At 37.2% G+C, this 14005-nt stretch carries 13 protein-coding genes; 3 read left to right on the top strand and 10 right to left on the bottom strand.

From position 1 onward, the window contains the following. The 3 genes from CAO17_RS17980 to CAO17_RS17970 form a co-directional block, all read right to left on the bottom strand. A complete protein-coding gene (locus tag CAO17_RS17980; RefSeq protein ID WP_085993937.1) occupies positions 1-1194 on the bottom strand; it encodes an MFS transporter in 1194 nt (397 codons plus the stop codon). Between the two features lie 346 nt (positions 1195-1540). Continuing rightward, complete coding sequence (locus CAO17_RS17975; protein WP_085993936.1) at positions 1541-2131, bottom strand: superoxide dismutase family protein; 591 nt, start codon at positions 2129-2131, stop codon at positions 1541-1543. A 409-nt stretch (positions 2132-2540) separates the two neighbouring features. Then, positions 2541-3056, bottom strand: a complete 516-nt coding sequence (locus CAO17_RS17970; RefSeq protein ID WP_085993935.1) for a DoxX family protein — start codon at positions 3054-3056, stop codon at positions 2541-2543. Between the two features lie 375 nt (positions 3057-3431). Between CAO17_RS17970 and CAO17_RS17965 the strand changes: the two genes are divergently transcribed. Continuing rightward, the gene (locus CAO17_RS17965) at positions 3432-4364 is read left to right on the top strand and encodes an ABC transporter ATP-binding protein (protein WP_085993934.1); all 933 of its coding nucleotides are present in this window, start codon (positions 3432-3434) and stop codon (positions 4362-4364) included. After that, positions 4357-5586, top strand: a complete 1230-nt coding sequence (locus CAO17_RS17960; protein ID WP_085993933.1) for an ABC transporter permease — start codon at positions 4357-4359, stop codon at positions 5584-5586. The genes CAO17_RS17965 and CAO17_RS17960 overlap by 8 nt, the downstream gene beginning before the upstream one ends. Positions 5587-5676: 90 nt before the next feature. Here CAO17_RS17960 and CAO17_RS17955 read toward each other — a convergent pair whose 3' ends face one another. After that, positions 5677-6729 carry a M14 family zinc carboxypeptidase gene (locus CAO17_RS17955; protein ID WP_179151983.1) on the bottom strand — a complete coding sequence of 351 codons (1053 nt, stop codon included), beginning with the start codon at positions 6727-6729 and terminating at the stop codon, positions 5677-5679. Positions 6730-7039: 310 nt separating this feature from the next. Between CAO17_RS17955 and CAO17_RS17950 the strand changes: the two genes are divergently transcribed. After that, positions 7040-8020, top strand: coding sequence for a M20/M25/M40 family metallo-hydrolase (locus CAO17_RS17950; protein ID WP_342744218.1), 981 nt, complete (start codon positions 7040-7042; stop codon positions 8018-8020). Positions 8021-8230: 210 nt separating this feature from the next. Here the strand turns inward: CAO17_RS17950 and CAO17_RS17945 are convergent, their stop codons facing one another. The 6 genes from CAO17_RS17945 to CAO17_RS17920 all read right to left on the bottom strand — a co-directional run bounded on the left by CAO17_RS17945 (position 8231) and on the right by CAO17_RS17920 (position 13707). Beyond that, on the bottom strand, positions 8231-8764 hold the full coding sequence (locus tag CAO17_RS17945; protein WP_085993931.1) for a flavodoxin family protein: 534 nt from the start codon (positions 8762-8764) through the stop codon (positions 8231-8233). Positions 8765-8980: 216 nt separating this feature from the next. After that, positions 8981-9892, bottom strand: coding sequence for a DMT family transporter (locus CAO17_RS17940; protein ID WP_085993930.1), 912 nt, complete (start codon positions 9890-9892; stop codon positions 8981-8983). 218 nt (positions 9893-10110) lie between these two features. Continuing rightward, a complete protein-coding gene (locus tag CAO17_RS17935; protein ID WP_085993929.1) occupies positions 10111-10293 on the bottom strand; it encodes a hypothetical protein in 183 nt (60 codons plus the stop codon). A gap of 389 nt (positions 10294-10682) precedes the next feature. Beyond that, complete coding sequence (locus tag CAO17_RS17930) at positions 10683-11477, bottom strand: ABC transporter ATP-binding protein (protein ID WP_085993928.1); 795 nt, start codon at positions 11475-11477, stop codon at positions 10683-10685. Between the two features lie 2 nt (positions 11478-11479). Next, positions 11480-12457: an ABC transporter permease gene (locus tag CAO17_RS17925; protein WP_085993927.1), complete on the bottom strand. Its 978-nt coding sequence runs from the start codon at positions 12455-12457 to the stop codon at positions 11480-11482. A gap of 209 nt (positions 12458-12666) precedes the next feature. Then, complete coding sequence (locus CAO17_RS17920; RefSeq protein ID WP_085993926.1) at positions 12667-13707, bottom strand: ABC transporter substrate-binding protein; 1041 nt, start codon at positions 13705-13707, stop codon at positions 12667-12669. Positions 13708-14005: the final 298 nt, after the last annotated feature.

Here is a 14005-nt window from a genome sequence, read left to right as displayed (position 1 = left end):
TCACGATTCATTTACCACTTTCTTTGCCCTCATATAAAGATACACGTATAAAATCATGGAGAGAAGGACGGATCCTGCTGATGTCAAATAGATAGTTGCATAACCAAATAACGCAATTTGTCCAAATAGAATAGCACCAATCCCAATTCCTAAATCAAAGAATGAGAAGAACGTTGCATTCGCCATTCCCTTTCGATTATTTGGAGACTTTTCGACCGCCCATGCTTGAAGTGCAGGCTGTACCGACCCAAATCCAAGCCCATATAAAGCAGCACCTATTAGCAAAACCGTTGTATTCGGAATCCATGCTAGGAACAACATCGCCGTAAATATAAGTACGGTACCTGGAAGAAACACATAAAGATGACCTTTTCTGTCATAGATTTTCCCTGCAAACGTTCTCGATATCATTAGAAATATCGCATAGATAAGAAAATATAACCCAATGCCGTCAATACCTTTTTCCATCGTATGTAACGGAAGAAAAGTAGCGATACCGCCAAATGTAAAGGTAATAAAAAATAATAATATGGAAGGTTTTATCGCTGACTTTTCAAAAAGGTCCAATTGTATGGTCGCCGTTTTATGCTCAGAATGTTCCACCTTTTTATATTGAATTCTTGATGCCAATAAAAGTGCTACAAGCCCCATTCCAGCACAAATTAAAAACAGTTGTGTAAAGGATATGACACCGACTAGTGCTAATCCCAAGGATGGCCCAAATGCAAGGGCAATATTACCTGATAAACCAAAATAACCTAACCCTTCCCCTCGTCGCTTTGGCGGAATAATATCTGTCGCTACTGTCCCACCTGCTGTTGTGGAAAAACCCCATCCCACTCCTTGAATAATTCGAATTAAAAATAACAGAACAATACTGGCAACAAAAGCAAAGGCCCCTACAAACACGACAAAAATAGCTAAACCTAATAAAAAAACAAATCCTCTTCCCTTTGATTCAAGGGCATGCCCAGCATATGGACGAATAAGTAGTGCAGAAAAAGTAAATATACCAACCACCGCACCAACTAACTGATCCCCACCACCTAATTCCTTTACAAATAATGGGATAGTCGGCAATGTCATTTGAAATCCTAAAAACACAAAAAAGTTAGCTAAACAAATTAATACAAAGTCACGGGTCCAAATTTTCTCCTTTTCCGGTTTGAAGTGAACCTTTGTCGCTGTCTCCATCCTCTTCTCCCTTTCCTTCCATAATTGAAATTTATCACGTAGGAATGGGCAGTGATTCTCTTAAAACAGAAGAGTATTCGCTGCCCAACATCTAGTTTATCGATCCATATAATTTTCAAGTTACTTGCCCTTATTATACATGATTAGGATTGAAATACATAACAATTCAGAATAGTAAAAAGCGAAAGAGCAGTGAACCTTCGTAAAGGTACACCGCTCTTCATACTTATGAGTGTTACATAGATGATATGCTACATTGATTATACTACTTTACCATGTGATAAAGGGTCTGTAAAACCCCTACTTAGGATTGTTAACACTCATCACGTCTAGCTATAGACCTTCCTCACTTTATAACTCCACATGCAATTCGACTCCCTGCATTACCTGAAGGCTGTGATTTATAGTCATCTGCTTCAGAATGAATGACTAACGCTGTTCCACCTTCTTTTAGAAGCGAGTTTCTTTTGTTTTTTTCCAGAGTTACCAAATCAGCTCGAACCTCTGTGTATATATCTCCATTATTAGCTACTTCAATATTCTCTAAGTCACCGGCATGCCTACCCTCTGGATGATCAAATCCATGTTTTTTTCCAAATGGATTAAAATGACCTCCAGCAGATTTAAAATCCGGTGCTTCACACAAACCATTCTCATGAATATGAAAGCCATGTACACCAGGAGGTAAGTTGTTTCCCTTTAAAGCAATATTTACACCCGAATCGGTTTCCACTAAGGAGGCTTGAGCAACCTTATCACCTTCTGCATTTTTCAAATCTACAAGTACATCCGATTCCTTTATTGCATTAACTGGCTGATGCTCTTCTTCACTATTTATATTGGAAATTTGCTGATTCGTATCCTCTGTTTCCTCTTGGTTACATGCAGCTAGTAAAAGCAAGCATAGGATTCCTATTGTTGTCGATATTTTTTTCATCTATCCATTTCCCTCCCATTTTAATTACTACCATTTTTCACCATTTTGGGCTTGTTTAAACATCTACAACTAGAGGAGGATATAAAGTGAGTTTTCTATCTGTAGGGGGTATCTTTCACCCCCACACTAAAAAAAGGAACAAAGGCTAAAGTCGCAGCGTCTTTTGCTACGCCTCCTAAGAACTACGTATTTGAGGAATTGGTTTTTCTTCCATTTTTAAGGCTGGGTATTACTGCCCTTAACCTGTGATACATGATGATGGAAACGAAAAAGGGCTGACCTTTAATAAGTAGGTCAAGCCCTTTAAGCTGTTTTCAAATTTGGTTAGCCTTATAGATGAAATAAAGGTGGCATTGTTGAATTCTACTCCGAAAAATAGCTTTCTATAGCGGTAATCACGTACCATTACCTAAGCAGGAACGACTTCTTTTTTCCCTTTGTTTTTGAACATTGGTGTACGTTCCTTTAGGAATGGAATGACCCATCTATCTAAGCCATAACGTCCTGCATTGTATCCTGCTACAAGTAAGAAAATAGTCATTAATACCATTTGTGCATTTGTACTTACCGTCCCACTGAATAGGAAAGCAAAGTTCATGGTAATTCCCATTAATGCGGCGAAGTTTGTAAAAATACCTAAGATAAGTGCTAGTCCAACTAATACTTCACCCCACATAACGAGGAAGCTAAAGATACCTGCATTCGGTAATGCTACCGTTTCTAGAAATGCTGCCCACCAGCCCTGGACGGCAGGATGTTCTCCCCCAGCACTAGCAATCGCTCCTTGGATAAATCCACTTGCATCAAATCCACCACTTGTTATTTTTCCTAAACCACCCACGAACCATGTATATCCTATATAAACGCGTAATACCGTTAAAATAGCTGCAACTACTTTGTTATTTCTAATAAAGTCCATTAACATAGTAAACATCTCCTTTTCTATTGTACAACCTGCTCATTAATTCACAAGTTGTTTTGTGTTTAACCTTACTACACTTGTATCATACCATGCTTCAGCCTCTTGGAAAACACTATTGCTCACCATTTCACAATTTGTTAACAAAGTATTGAAAGGATTGTGAACATGCTATAGAAATAAAAGGACAACATTTGGACGAGGACCTTAAATACATATTATATATCCTATTTAATGGGAAAGCTTCTCTTAAAAGATTTATTAACGAGATAAAAGCTCTTTTTAGAAACCTTTTTCCACTCTATCCGTATTACTACTGTTATAAGATTTATTAGCTTCGTATAGACATTAAATCGAATTTGAAGGGAGTTTTGTACGAGAATGGAAGTTTTATTAACGGTTGAAGGACTAAAGAAGTCATTCAAAGAAAAAGATGTACTAAAAGGTATTTCCTTCGAGGTACGTAAAGGGGAAATTATGGCCATACTTGGTCCTAATGGTGCCGGCAAATCAACAACCATCCGAAATATCATGGGAATTATGTATCCTGATGAAGGATCCATCACCTTTCACCAACATAACGGAAAAGGCATTCCTCGAAATAAAATTGGGTACTTACCAGAGGAACGTGGGCTATATAAGAATGTAAAAGTCATGGATATTCTACTTTATTTAGCCGAATTAAAAGATTATCCTCTCGATAAAGCGAAGGAACGAGCTCTTTTATACTTGAAAAAATTTGATTTAGAGGGGAAAGAAAAAGTATCTATGGATGAACTATCCAAAGGAATGGGACAGAAAGTACAATTTATTTCCTCGATTATCCATGAACCTGAACTATTAATTTTAGATGAGCCTTTTTCTGGGCTTGACCCGGTAAGTCAGGAATTATTCAAGGAGGAGATTAGAAATCTCGCAAATAATGGGACTGCCATTCTCCTATCCTCCCATCAAATGAATTTAGTTGAAGAAATGTGTGACCGTGTATTCATGATTCAACGAGGACAAAAGGTAATTTACGGAACCTTAGATGAGGTGAAGACGGAATATGCGAATTTCAAGTGTACCATTCACGGGAAAAACCGCCCTTCCACCTTGGAAAACATTCCTAACGTTCAAAGGGTTGAACAAAATGGAGATACCTCTATTCTCTATTTAGATAAAGATGTCAATCCAACGACATGGTTAAAACAACTTCCAAATGAAACTACGATTCATGAGCTAAAGATACACCGGATTTCACTCCATGAAATCTTCATTGATATAGCTACAGATAAAAATTTACTAGTGGAGGAGGGTGCTGAACATGCGTAACTCTATGAAGGTTGCTAAATGGGAAATCAAACGAAATATGAAAAACAAGACCTATCTTATCGGTCTATTTCTTACCCCCATCTTTATTGTAGGATTTATGTTTTTAGGTAGTATATTTGGGAATGATTCAGATGAAGCAAATAGTGAAGCCATGGACATATTTATTCATGATCAATTAAATGTCTATTCTAGTATAGAGGAAGCCGCATCTGGTTTCAACTGGAATATTCACCAGACAGATATTCGTGAAGAAGATGTGGCAGGTGAGCTAGAGTCTAGTGAGAATACCGCCTACCTGTTTTTAACGAATGAAGCCTTGAAAAATGGTATTATTCCCGTTTATACGAGCGAAGAAACCGTACCTTTTTTCTTCGATCAATTACAGGTTTTAAAGAACACTATAAAGGCACATCAAATGGAACAGCTTGGTCTATCAAGTGAACAATTAGCTGTTATATCAAGCAACATTACGTTTGAAAAATTTACTGCACAGCAAACATCCGAATCCGAGCAAGCCGATATAGAGCCAAATATTTCTCTCAATAAAATCATACCAGGTGCTTTTGCTGGATTCATATTTTTATCTATTGTATTTACCGGTATGGCTATTTTCCAAAGTGCCTCACAAGAAAAGAAGGATAAAATTGCGGAAATTATACTATCTTCCATTACACCAACTGATTTAATGCAAGGGAAAATTATCGGTTATTTTGTACTAGGAATCATTCAAACCATCGTCTCTATTATCGTTGTCTTACCGGTTGTAGCTTGGAGAATGGATCTTCCAATTTGGGAGCATCTATTTGTCCCTGAGCTTTTACTCTTTATATTTATTGCCATACTCGGGTATTTACTTTTCGCATCCATATTCGTTGGAATTGGCGCAACGATGTCTGATATTTCAACTGCTGGAAACTTCCAGGGATTAGTTATGATGCTGCCATTTGCAACGTTTATATTTATTGGTCCAGTAATAAGCGACCCATCAGGAATGTGGGCACAAATTGGGTCATATATTCCATTTACCTCTTCAGGTGTATTACTTCTACGCTTATCCATTTTGGACTCATGGCCTTGGGTGGAAATCATTATTTCCCTAGCAATATTAATCGTTAGCATTCTATTATTCATGAAACTTGCAGGGAAAATATTTAAAGTTGGCATTCTTATGTACGGGAAAAATGCAACCCCTGGGGAGATTTGGAAATGGATTAGAGCATAGTCTATAAAAAGCCGAAATCGGTATCGATTTCGGCTTTTCTTTTATTCATTTTATAGTATAACGAAAAATAGAGAAATGGAAGAATCCTCCTTATTCAGAATCAGTTCGCCATTCTTGTTCAGGTAGTGAATCCCAGATGGATACATCCTTTTCATTAATGGATCTATCTGCAATCGCACGTACAGCTGCATCAAGCGTGTTAATCGTTTGTTTGATTAAATACCCATTACTCTTTTGTCCAAGTACATAAGGCTCATAGGAATGATCTGCCATACCACGCATTTCAAATAAGAGTGTAGATATATCGTACTCCACAGCAATCCCATTTCGAGCAATTGTTTCTGCTGTACCGCCAACATATTTTCCTAAGTGGCCCCAACCAGTCGAATCAATTGCATCAAATACTACTGCTCCTAATTGTTTGGATTTATGAAGCACATCTGGGTCCACATTCGGAGTTGTTGGGTGAAGAATGGAGCCGGATACAAGCTCACCGTCTCTCTCGCTATATGCTCCTTGATGATGTAAATCAATCATATAATCAATATCGTATTTCTGTAATACATTTTGATGAAGTGCTTGTGTCTCAGGATGAATTTTAGCAATATGATCACGGTTAATATCCGCTCCAACAGCATTATATCTTGTTAAATGACGGTCTCCCTTCGCAACATAATCATCTAATGAAAAGTCAACATCCCCCATTGCACCATCAGGATTTAACATCGGTACAACTAATACATTCACTTTATCCAATACCCCTTTTGTCTTACCTGTTCCTAGATGCTTAATGAATTCTAGCGCACCTTCTGTCGTTAATTGCTCATTTCCATGCTGTTGGGTTAAGAAAAGAATGGTTGGGTTTTCTGGATTGGAAATATATTTAACTAAATATAAATCTTTCCCTTTTATGGATTGGCCAATAACCTCTAATTCCATATGCTTTTGTTTTGCTTCTTGTTTTTGGAGATAACTTGCCATTTCTTCATAAGTAGTAAGAATCGAAGTGTTTACCGTCTCATTCCCATTATAGTTTGGCCCATTGCCAACCGCATGGATAACAGGAGAAACAAGAGAAGTTCCTGCAAGCACAATCGCACTAGTAATAGACAAGATAAGTAATTGTTTGTTCAACTTTTTCATTCATACCCCTCCATTTTAATTTGTTTTATATAGAACGTTTCGGGGCATTTGGCCAAAACTCCTTCCGATAATCCAAAAATGAATCATATTGTCTATCTATCCATATATCTACCGGGAGTTTTGTTAGGTTACATAAATTAGTCAAGTAATTATAGGTACTTTGTTAGAGAATTTTTATGAAAAAATCTAGTACCCTCTATAAACATGAATTGAACCGCAGGACTATTATCCCATTTTTCTGGAAAATAGAGGAGAACCTAGTTTTTCCTCGAAAATATATCTAATCAAACAAATGAAGGGTTGTGATTTTTTGAAAAAATTACAAGTAAAAGTTGGTCTAATCCTCTTAAGTTTTCTAATGGTAGTAACAACTCCTGTCCTTGCAGCACCTAACGGAAACGCAAAACAAGCATTGGATAATAAAATAGTAAAACGGATTAAAGTCGATAATATTTATGAACACGTTTCATATTTATCTGAAGAAATTGGTTCTCGTGCTGCTGGTACAGAAGGGGAAGCGCGGACTATTGATTATCTTGTAGAACAATTTGAAAGCTATGGTTATGATAAGGTGAATGTCCACGAATTTACCTTCACTTCACGTGGGGAAGAAATTACATCTTATAATGTAGAAGCTTTAAAGGAACCAATGAAAAATCATGATACAGAGCAGCAAATTATTATCGGTTCCCATCATGATTCTGTTGCATGGGGGCCAGGGGCTAACGATGATGCGTCTGGGACTGGAGTATTGCTCGAATTAGCGAGAATATATGCAAATACACCAACAGACACAACGATTAAATTCATTGCATTTGGCGCAGAAGAAAATGGTTTATGGGGCTCAAGACGTTATGCAGAGGCAATGTCTAAAGAAGAAATAGAGAGTACCGTAGCGATGTTTCAATTAGATATGGTAGGAAGTAAGGATGCTGGAGATCTAATCATGTTTACAGCAGATGGGAAGACTAACACGGTAACTGACTTAGGTGCCGCAGCAGGTTCTCGTGTAAGCGATATTGTACCTTATAGTGAACTGGGCAGGAGTGATCATGTTCCCTTTCATCATTTAGGAATCCCGGCAGCATTGTTTATTCATACACCACTTGAACCTTGGTATCACACAGAAGATGACATTATGGATTATATTAGTAAGGAAAAGCTACATGATGTTGCTAATATTATTGGAGCAGCAACTTTCCAAATTACTCGTAAAGATACACCTGCATTAGAAAAATCAGCCGTTAAACCAGTACCAGTCGATTATGATTATGAAGAACCGAATTTATAAAATGAATCTTCAGTAAATGGGGGGATGACTGCCCCTTAACCTGTGATAAGATGAATTTTTCCGCTCATCACTATAAGTGGTGGGCTTTTTATCTCTTGTGAAATATAAGAACAGTTCTTCTAATATTGATATACTTGTAAGACAATAAGAAAGCGCTCAGAAAATTATCTGAGCGTAACTAATTAGTTAGAATTGTATGCTTTCCATATGTCATTGCTCTAATAATACCGAGGCAGCGCGTAATGCCTTTTGGTCATTTTCCATTTGTCCTGGACGACTAGCCTTTCCAATCACATAACCTTCAAAAGTCATCCCGTAGAACTGACAGATGTAGTTAAATTGTTGAACTAGCGGTAAACCTTTCACCTGTGGAGTATCTCCTCCAACGGCAATTAAGTACACTTTCTTTTTCTTTAGCTCTTCCCTAAAATGCGGAAATTCTGGATCACGTAAGATTTGTGACCAACGATCAATAAATGTCTTCATTGGACCCGACATACTATACCAATAGATAGGTGTTGAAAAGACAATTGCATCATGCTCCAACATCTTATTTATGAGTTTTTTATGATCATCTTCAACTTCTTCAAAACCATGTTCTGCATGGCGTTCATCCACGATTGGTTGTATAAAATGTTCACGTAAATAAATATGCGTTCCTTTTTCTTTTGGAACAGCATGATACGTTAAGTACTCCGTATTCCCATTTTCCCGAGTTGATCCATGAATAACGACTGTCTTCATTAACGGTCCTCCCTGAAATAAATGTTAAAAAATTATTCCGGAAATAAAGTAAGTTTTAGTTTCGTATGCTATTTCTCTTAACAAAACTTAATATGAGCAGTCTCCATTTCCACCCTAAATCACTAAAAATTGATACTTAATAAAATATATATGAGAAGAAATCAAAAACATGTAACTTATTAAAATACACCAAGAAATTTAAAGAGGTCATACCATTTATCCGATGTTTTCCATTGCCGAGCTTTGCGCTTGTATTCGTTTTCGTTGCTGTAATAAAAAGAAAAACACACTAACTAATACAATACAGCCTCCAATGATTTGCATGCTGGTAAGTCGTTCACCTAATAACACGAAAGCAAGGGCACTTGCTCCAACTGGTTCTCCCAATATACTCATCGAAATCGTTGTTGCGTTTATATAATTTAATAACCAGTTATTTATTACATGAGAAATCGTTGGTACTATTGCTAGTAATATAAAAATGCCCCACTCCTGAAAAGAATAGCCTCCTAAAGCAACACCAGTTAAAACATTGTAAATCGTTAAAAATACAGCTGCAATCGTAAAGACTAAAAAACTATAAATCCAATGTGAAACCTTTTTCACAACATTTTGTCCAATTAATAGATAGCCCACAACTGCCACTACACTCAAAAAGGAAAGGATATCGCCGATAATAGCCTGTGTGCTTAAGGCTAAATCGCCCCACCCAATCATGATAGCTCCTATAACAGCAATCCCCATCGTGGTGAGTGCGGAAGCTGTAGAACGTTCTTTATATAGGATGAATCCACCAATGACTGCTACAACTGGCTGTAATGCAAGAATAATAGTAGAACTTGCAACTGTCGTCAGCTTTAAAGAGCCAAACCAAAGTGCAAAATGCAGGGCTAGAAATGCCCCCGAAAAAGTGAATAGTTTCCAATCTCTTTTTGTAACCTTTCGAAGCTCATCACGCTTTTTCCATACAATGGGAATCAAAAAGATAGCTGCAAACCACATGCGATACATACTAGATATAGTCGCAGGAGATTCAGACCATTTTACAAAAATAGCCGAAAAGGAAATAGCGATAATGGAAACAATTAAAGGAATACTTATAGATTTTGGCCGATTACCTTGACTCAAGATTCCATCCCCTTCTCCATGTTCTTCGTTCCATCAATATTTCTAAATTATATCGAAGGTTAAGATGGAATACAATGACCCTTTCAGAAAAATTCAATTGTTTATCATTTGAATCCGCTTTCAATATAGCCGCTGTGATCTATAGCGATTAGCCCAGACCCATCCCTGTACATCTCTAACCTCTTTCATTCCAACCATTACTTTTAACAAAATTATTATTAATGAAACAATTTATCATGCTCTAACTTCACTGTTTTCCCCTTGTTGGCCATTTCATCGTTCAGTTCCCTAACACCTTGTTGAAACTTTATGTAAATATACAGTTCTCTCATTACCTCTTCTAATGTTACGTCTTCCGGTAGCTCTTTAATTAATTTAAGAACCTCTTCCTTTTCTGTCATAAACTCCACTCCTTTATCTTTATATTAAGTATAGCATTATTGGTTTCACATTGTCTTAACATTTTACGAAATACTATAAATTTTATGAATGCCATTATACATTATACGGAAAGCGTAGTGTATTTCCGTAGCGGTATTAATGCACCGATTATCTTCGTCTGGTTATTGCGCATTCTATCCATTTTTTGCAAATAGTAACAATCTTTTAGAAAGTAGCCTTTCTTAAAACCTTATCTTCTCCTTTATCCGAGGTACCTCTCCTCTTTTATCACAGAAAAGTCATAACTATCTTGGAAATAAATCCGTATTTGCTTCCACAATGAGTCCATAACACAAAAATACAGGAACCACATTCCTTATGGTCCCTGTACGGTTCAAAAGCATATATTTTACGATAAAATCGCCCGATCACTACCGAATTGTTCTCCGCGAATACGCTGGAATTCTCTCATAAGATCCTCAACTGTTAATTTCTCTTTTTCTTTCCCGCTTACATCAAAAATAATCTGCCCTTTATCCATCATAATCAAGCGACTACCAAGGTCGAGTGCTTGCTGCATGTTATGTGTTATCATCAGTGTGGTTAGCCCAGAATCTTTTACAATTTGATCGGTCAGATTTGTAATCAACTCTGCACGAGATGGATCTAGTGCCGCTGTATGCTCATCTAGCAAAAGGATGTTGGGTTCTGTGAAGGTTGACATGAGTAATGATAATGCTTGTCTTTCTCCTCCAGAGAGCAATCCAACCTTTGCCGTTAACCGGTTCTCTAAGCCAAGATTTAGAGTTTCTAAGTATTCCTTAAACAATTTCTTCCTTTGTTTCGTTACTCCTAGTTTGAGCTTTCGTTTTTTATTTCGGGAGTATGCCATTGCAAGGTTTTCCTCAATAGTCATGGACGGTGCTGTTCCAGCCATAGGGTCTTGGAAAACTCGGCCAATATATTTAGATCGTTTGTATTCAGGTAAGTGGACAACCTGTTTATCGGCGATATAAACATCACCAACATCTGGTACTAATACACCGGAAATAATATTCATTAATGTCGATTTCCCGGCTCCATTACTCCCAATAACCGTTACAAACTCACCCTGTTTTAATTCTAACTGGATATTCTTCAATGCCTTTTTCTCATCTGGCGTACCTTCATTAAATGTGACGGAAATATCTTGAAGTTTTAGCATGACTATTCTCCTCCCGCCTTAAGTCGTTGACGCTTTAGCATACGACGTTTTTTCTCTCTTCTAGACTGAATAATTTTAGGTGTTACTAAAGCAACCACAACGATTACCGCTGTAATTAACTTCATATCCCCTGTTTCTAGGAAGTCTACGCGCAGTGCTAATGTTACAATAATTCGATAAATAACTGCCCCCAATAGGACGGCTAATGTTGCACGGACAATTGTTTTGGTTCCAAACAATGCCTCACCAATAATAATAGAGGCAAGACCAATAACAATTAAACCTAGACCCATATTAACATCCGCAAATCCACCTAATTGCGCAATCAGCCCCCCGGCTAATGCTACAAGGGCATTAGATACGCCAACCCCAACAATAATAAGGGAATCCGTATTTGCAGATAAACTACGTATCATCCTCTTGTTATCACCAATCGCTCGTAATGCAAGACCAACCTCTGTTTTTAAATAGTAATCCGTCAAAAATTTAATACCAATAGTAACGATAGTCATCACAATTAGAATAGACCATGTCCCAGGCAATTGTTCCAATCCTAACGCAGTAAGCATACCATTAAAGATAGCGTCCAGACCTGTTGAAGCCCAAATAGCTTCCAGTTGATCAAATATACTCGTTTCATTTAATAGTGATAAGGTTGGCTGTCCCATAATTCTAAGATTAATTGAATAAAGTGCTGTCATCATAAGGATACCAGCCAACAATGAATTAATTTTACCCTTCGTATGCAATAAACCAGTTATGCATCCGGCAAAGAAACCAGCAATAGCAGCTAATATGGTAGCCACAATGGGTGGAATTCCATTAACAATGGAGAACGCAGCAACCGCTGCCCCCGTCACAAAACTTCCTTCAACCGTTAAATCCGGAAAATCTAGTACACGAAAGGTTAGATAAACTCCTAAAGCCATGATTGCATAGATTACTCCTGATTCCACAGCACCAAAAACTGATATAAACATATTTCCCTTCCTCTCGTGTGTCATTCATGAAGTTATGATAGTAGTAAAGCACTATAGAGGTTGGGACATAAGCAACGTGTATAGCTCAAAAAACGAATAATACACTACTTAGCGAAATATATCTCCGGAGCGATTTATTTATACAACAATTATGTTCGTATATACTTCGAGAAAATACTTTTGACCCAACCTCTATTCATTTCTACTAACTATTTTTCTGTTTCAATAATCTGAGCAGCCTCATCCCAGTCAGAATTCCATTCAACACCTTGTTCTTCTGCTCCATCTTTATTGATGAATAACTGGATTTCTGGCGGGAATTCTGGTGGTATATCACTTACCGCTTTTTCCCCTGATAGAATAGACGCCCCCATTTCACCAACACGGTAACCTAAAGTATAGTAATCAATTCCGAATGTCGCAAAACCACCTTTTGCCAATGAATTTGGTTCCCCAACAATTAAAGGTATATCTTGTTCATTTGCAATTCCTACTACACTATCAATTGCTGAAACTACTGTATTATCGGTAATAATGTAAAGTACATCTGCTTCTCCTACTAATGTTGTCGTAGCTTGTTGAACTTCAGCAGAATTTGCTACGGTACGTTCCGCTACAGAAAGACCAGTCCCTTCAGCTGCAGCTTTTACTTCCTCAACCTGTGTTACAGCATTTTGCTCCCCTGCATTATAAACCATTCCTACCGTTGAATCTGGGAAATATTTATCAATAAATGCAACTGTCTCCTTAATAGCATCTGGATGTAAGTCAACATTACCTGTAATATTTTCTCCTGCTTCATCCATGGATGGGACTAGTCCGGCTCCAACCGCATCTGATACAGAAGTAAATAAAATAGGAATATCGCTTGTTGCTTGTAATGCACCTAATGCACTAGGAGTAGAATTGGCAAATATTAAATCAACGCCATCAGCTACAAAACCATCAGAGATGGGCTTTACATTATTTTGGTCATTTTGTGCACTCTGAAAATCATATTCCACATCTAAACCAGCATCAGAAAGTGCATCCTGAAAACCTTCATACGCTTTGTCTAAGGATGGATGTTCTACAATTTGAGTTGCACCAACTAAATACGTGTCTCCACCTTCAGACTCAGCATTTTCCTCTGTAGATCCATTAGAATCACTTGCCGTATCATCACCGGAAGTATTCTCTTCTGAGCCCGAACCACATGCTGCTAATATAACAAGGGCAATAATAGCAAAAAATAACAATAGTTTTTTCATCTATTCTTCCTCCATTTGTAGTTTAAAAGTTTCTAAATATTTAAACGTGATTATATCATACTATTAGCCCAATTACGATAGCTCTAAGAGAAAAATATGTACTATTTTTTTACCAATTTGGATAATTAATAGACTTGATTCGACAAAGTTAGGATGTCTCAAATATTTGCCTAAAAGATTAAATTTTCAATAAATTATTTATTTTTACTATAATTTGTGTTACAATCAGTTTAAGACGATATCACTACCCCCAACCGCCATTACATATGTTTTGGCGGTTTTTCTTATTTAAAAACCA

The sequence above is a fragment of the Oceanobacillus senegalensis genome (genome assembly GCF_900176885.1).
In the GTDB taxonomy this organism is placed as follows: domain Bacteria; phylum Bacillota; class Bacilli; order Bacillales; family Amphibacillaceae; genus Oceanobacillus; species Oceanobacillus senegalensis.
Note: the sequence above shows the minus strand (reverse complement) of the source record. Positions and strands in the feature narration are given on the sequence as shown.

Coding starts and splice junctions, on each gene's coding strand:
- CAO17_RS17980 (WP_085993937.1), bottom strand. CDS start 1,194: ATGGAGACAGCGACAAAGGTTCACTTCAAACCGGAAAAGGAGAAAATT.
- CAO17_RS17975 (WP_085993936.1), bottom strand. CDS start 2,131: ATGAAAAAAATATCGACAACAATAGGAATCCTATGCTTGCTTTTACTA.
- CAO17_RS17970 (WP_085993935.1), bottom strand. CDS start 3,056: ATGTTAATGGACTTTATTAGAAATAACAAAGTAGTTGCAGCTATTTTA.
- CAO17_RS17965 (WP_085993934.1), top strand. CDS start 3,432: ATGGAAGTTTTATTAACGGTTGAAGGACTAAAGAAGTCATTCAAAGAA.
- CAO17_RS17960 (WP_085993933.1), top strand. CDS start 4,357: ATGCGTAACTCTATGAAGGTTGCTAAATGGGAAATCAAACGAAATATG.
- CAO17_RS17955 (WP_179151983.1), bottom strand. CDS start 6,729: ATGAAAAAGTTGAACAAACAATTACTTATCTTGTCTATTACTAGTGCG.
- CAO17_RS17945 (WP_085993931.1), bottom strand. CDS start 8,764: ATGAAGACAGTCGTTATTCATGGATCAACTCGGGAAAATGGGAATACG.
- CAO17_RS17935 (WP_085993929.1), bottom strand. CDS start 10,293: ATGACAGAAAAGGAAGAGGTTCTTAAATTAATTAAAGAGCTACCGGAA.
- CAO17_RS17930 (WP_085993928.1), bottom strand. CDS start 11,477: ATGCTAAAACTTCAAGATATTTCCGTCACATTTAATGAAGGTACGCCA.
- CAO17_RS17925 (WP_085993927.1), bottom strand. CDS start 12,457: ATGTTTATATCAGTTTTTGGTGCTGTGGAATCAGGAGTAATCTATGCA.
- CAO17_RS17920 (WP_085993926.1), bottom strand. CDS start 13,707: ATGAAAAAACTATTGTTATTTTTTGCTATTATTGCCCTTGTTATATTA.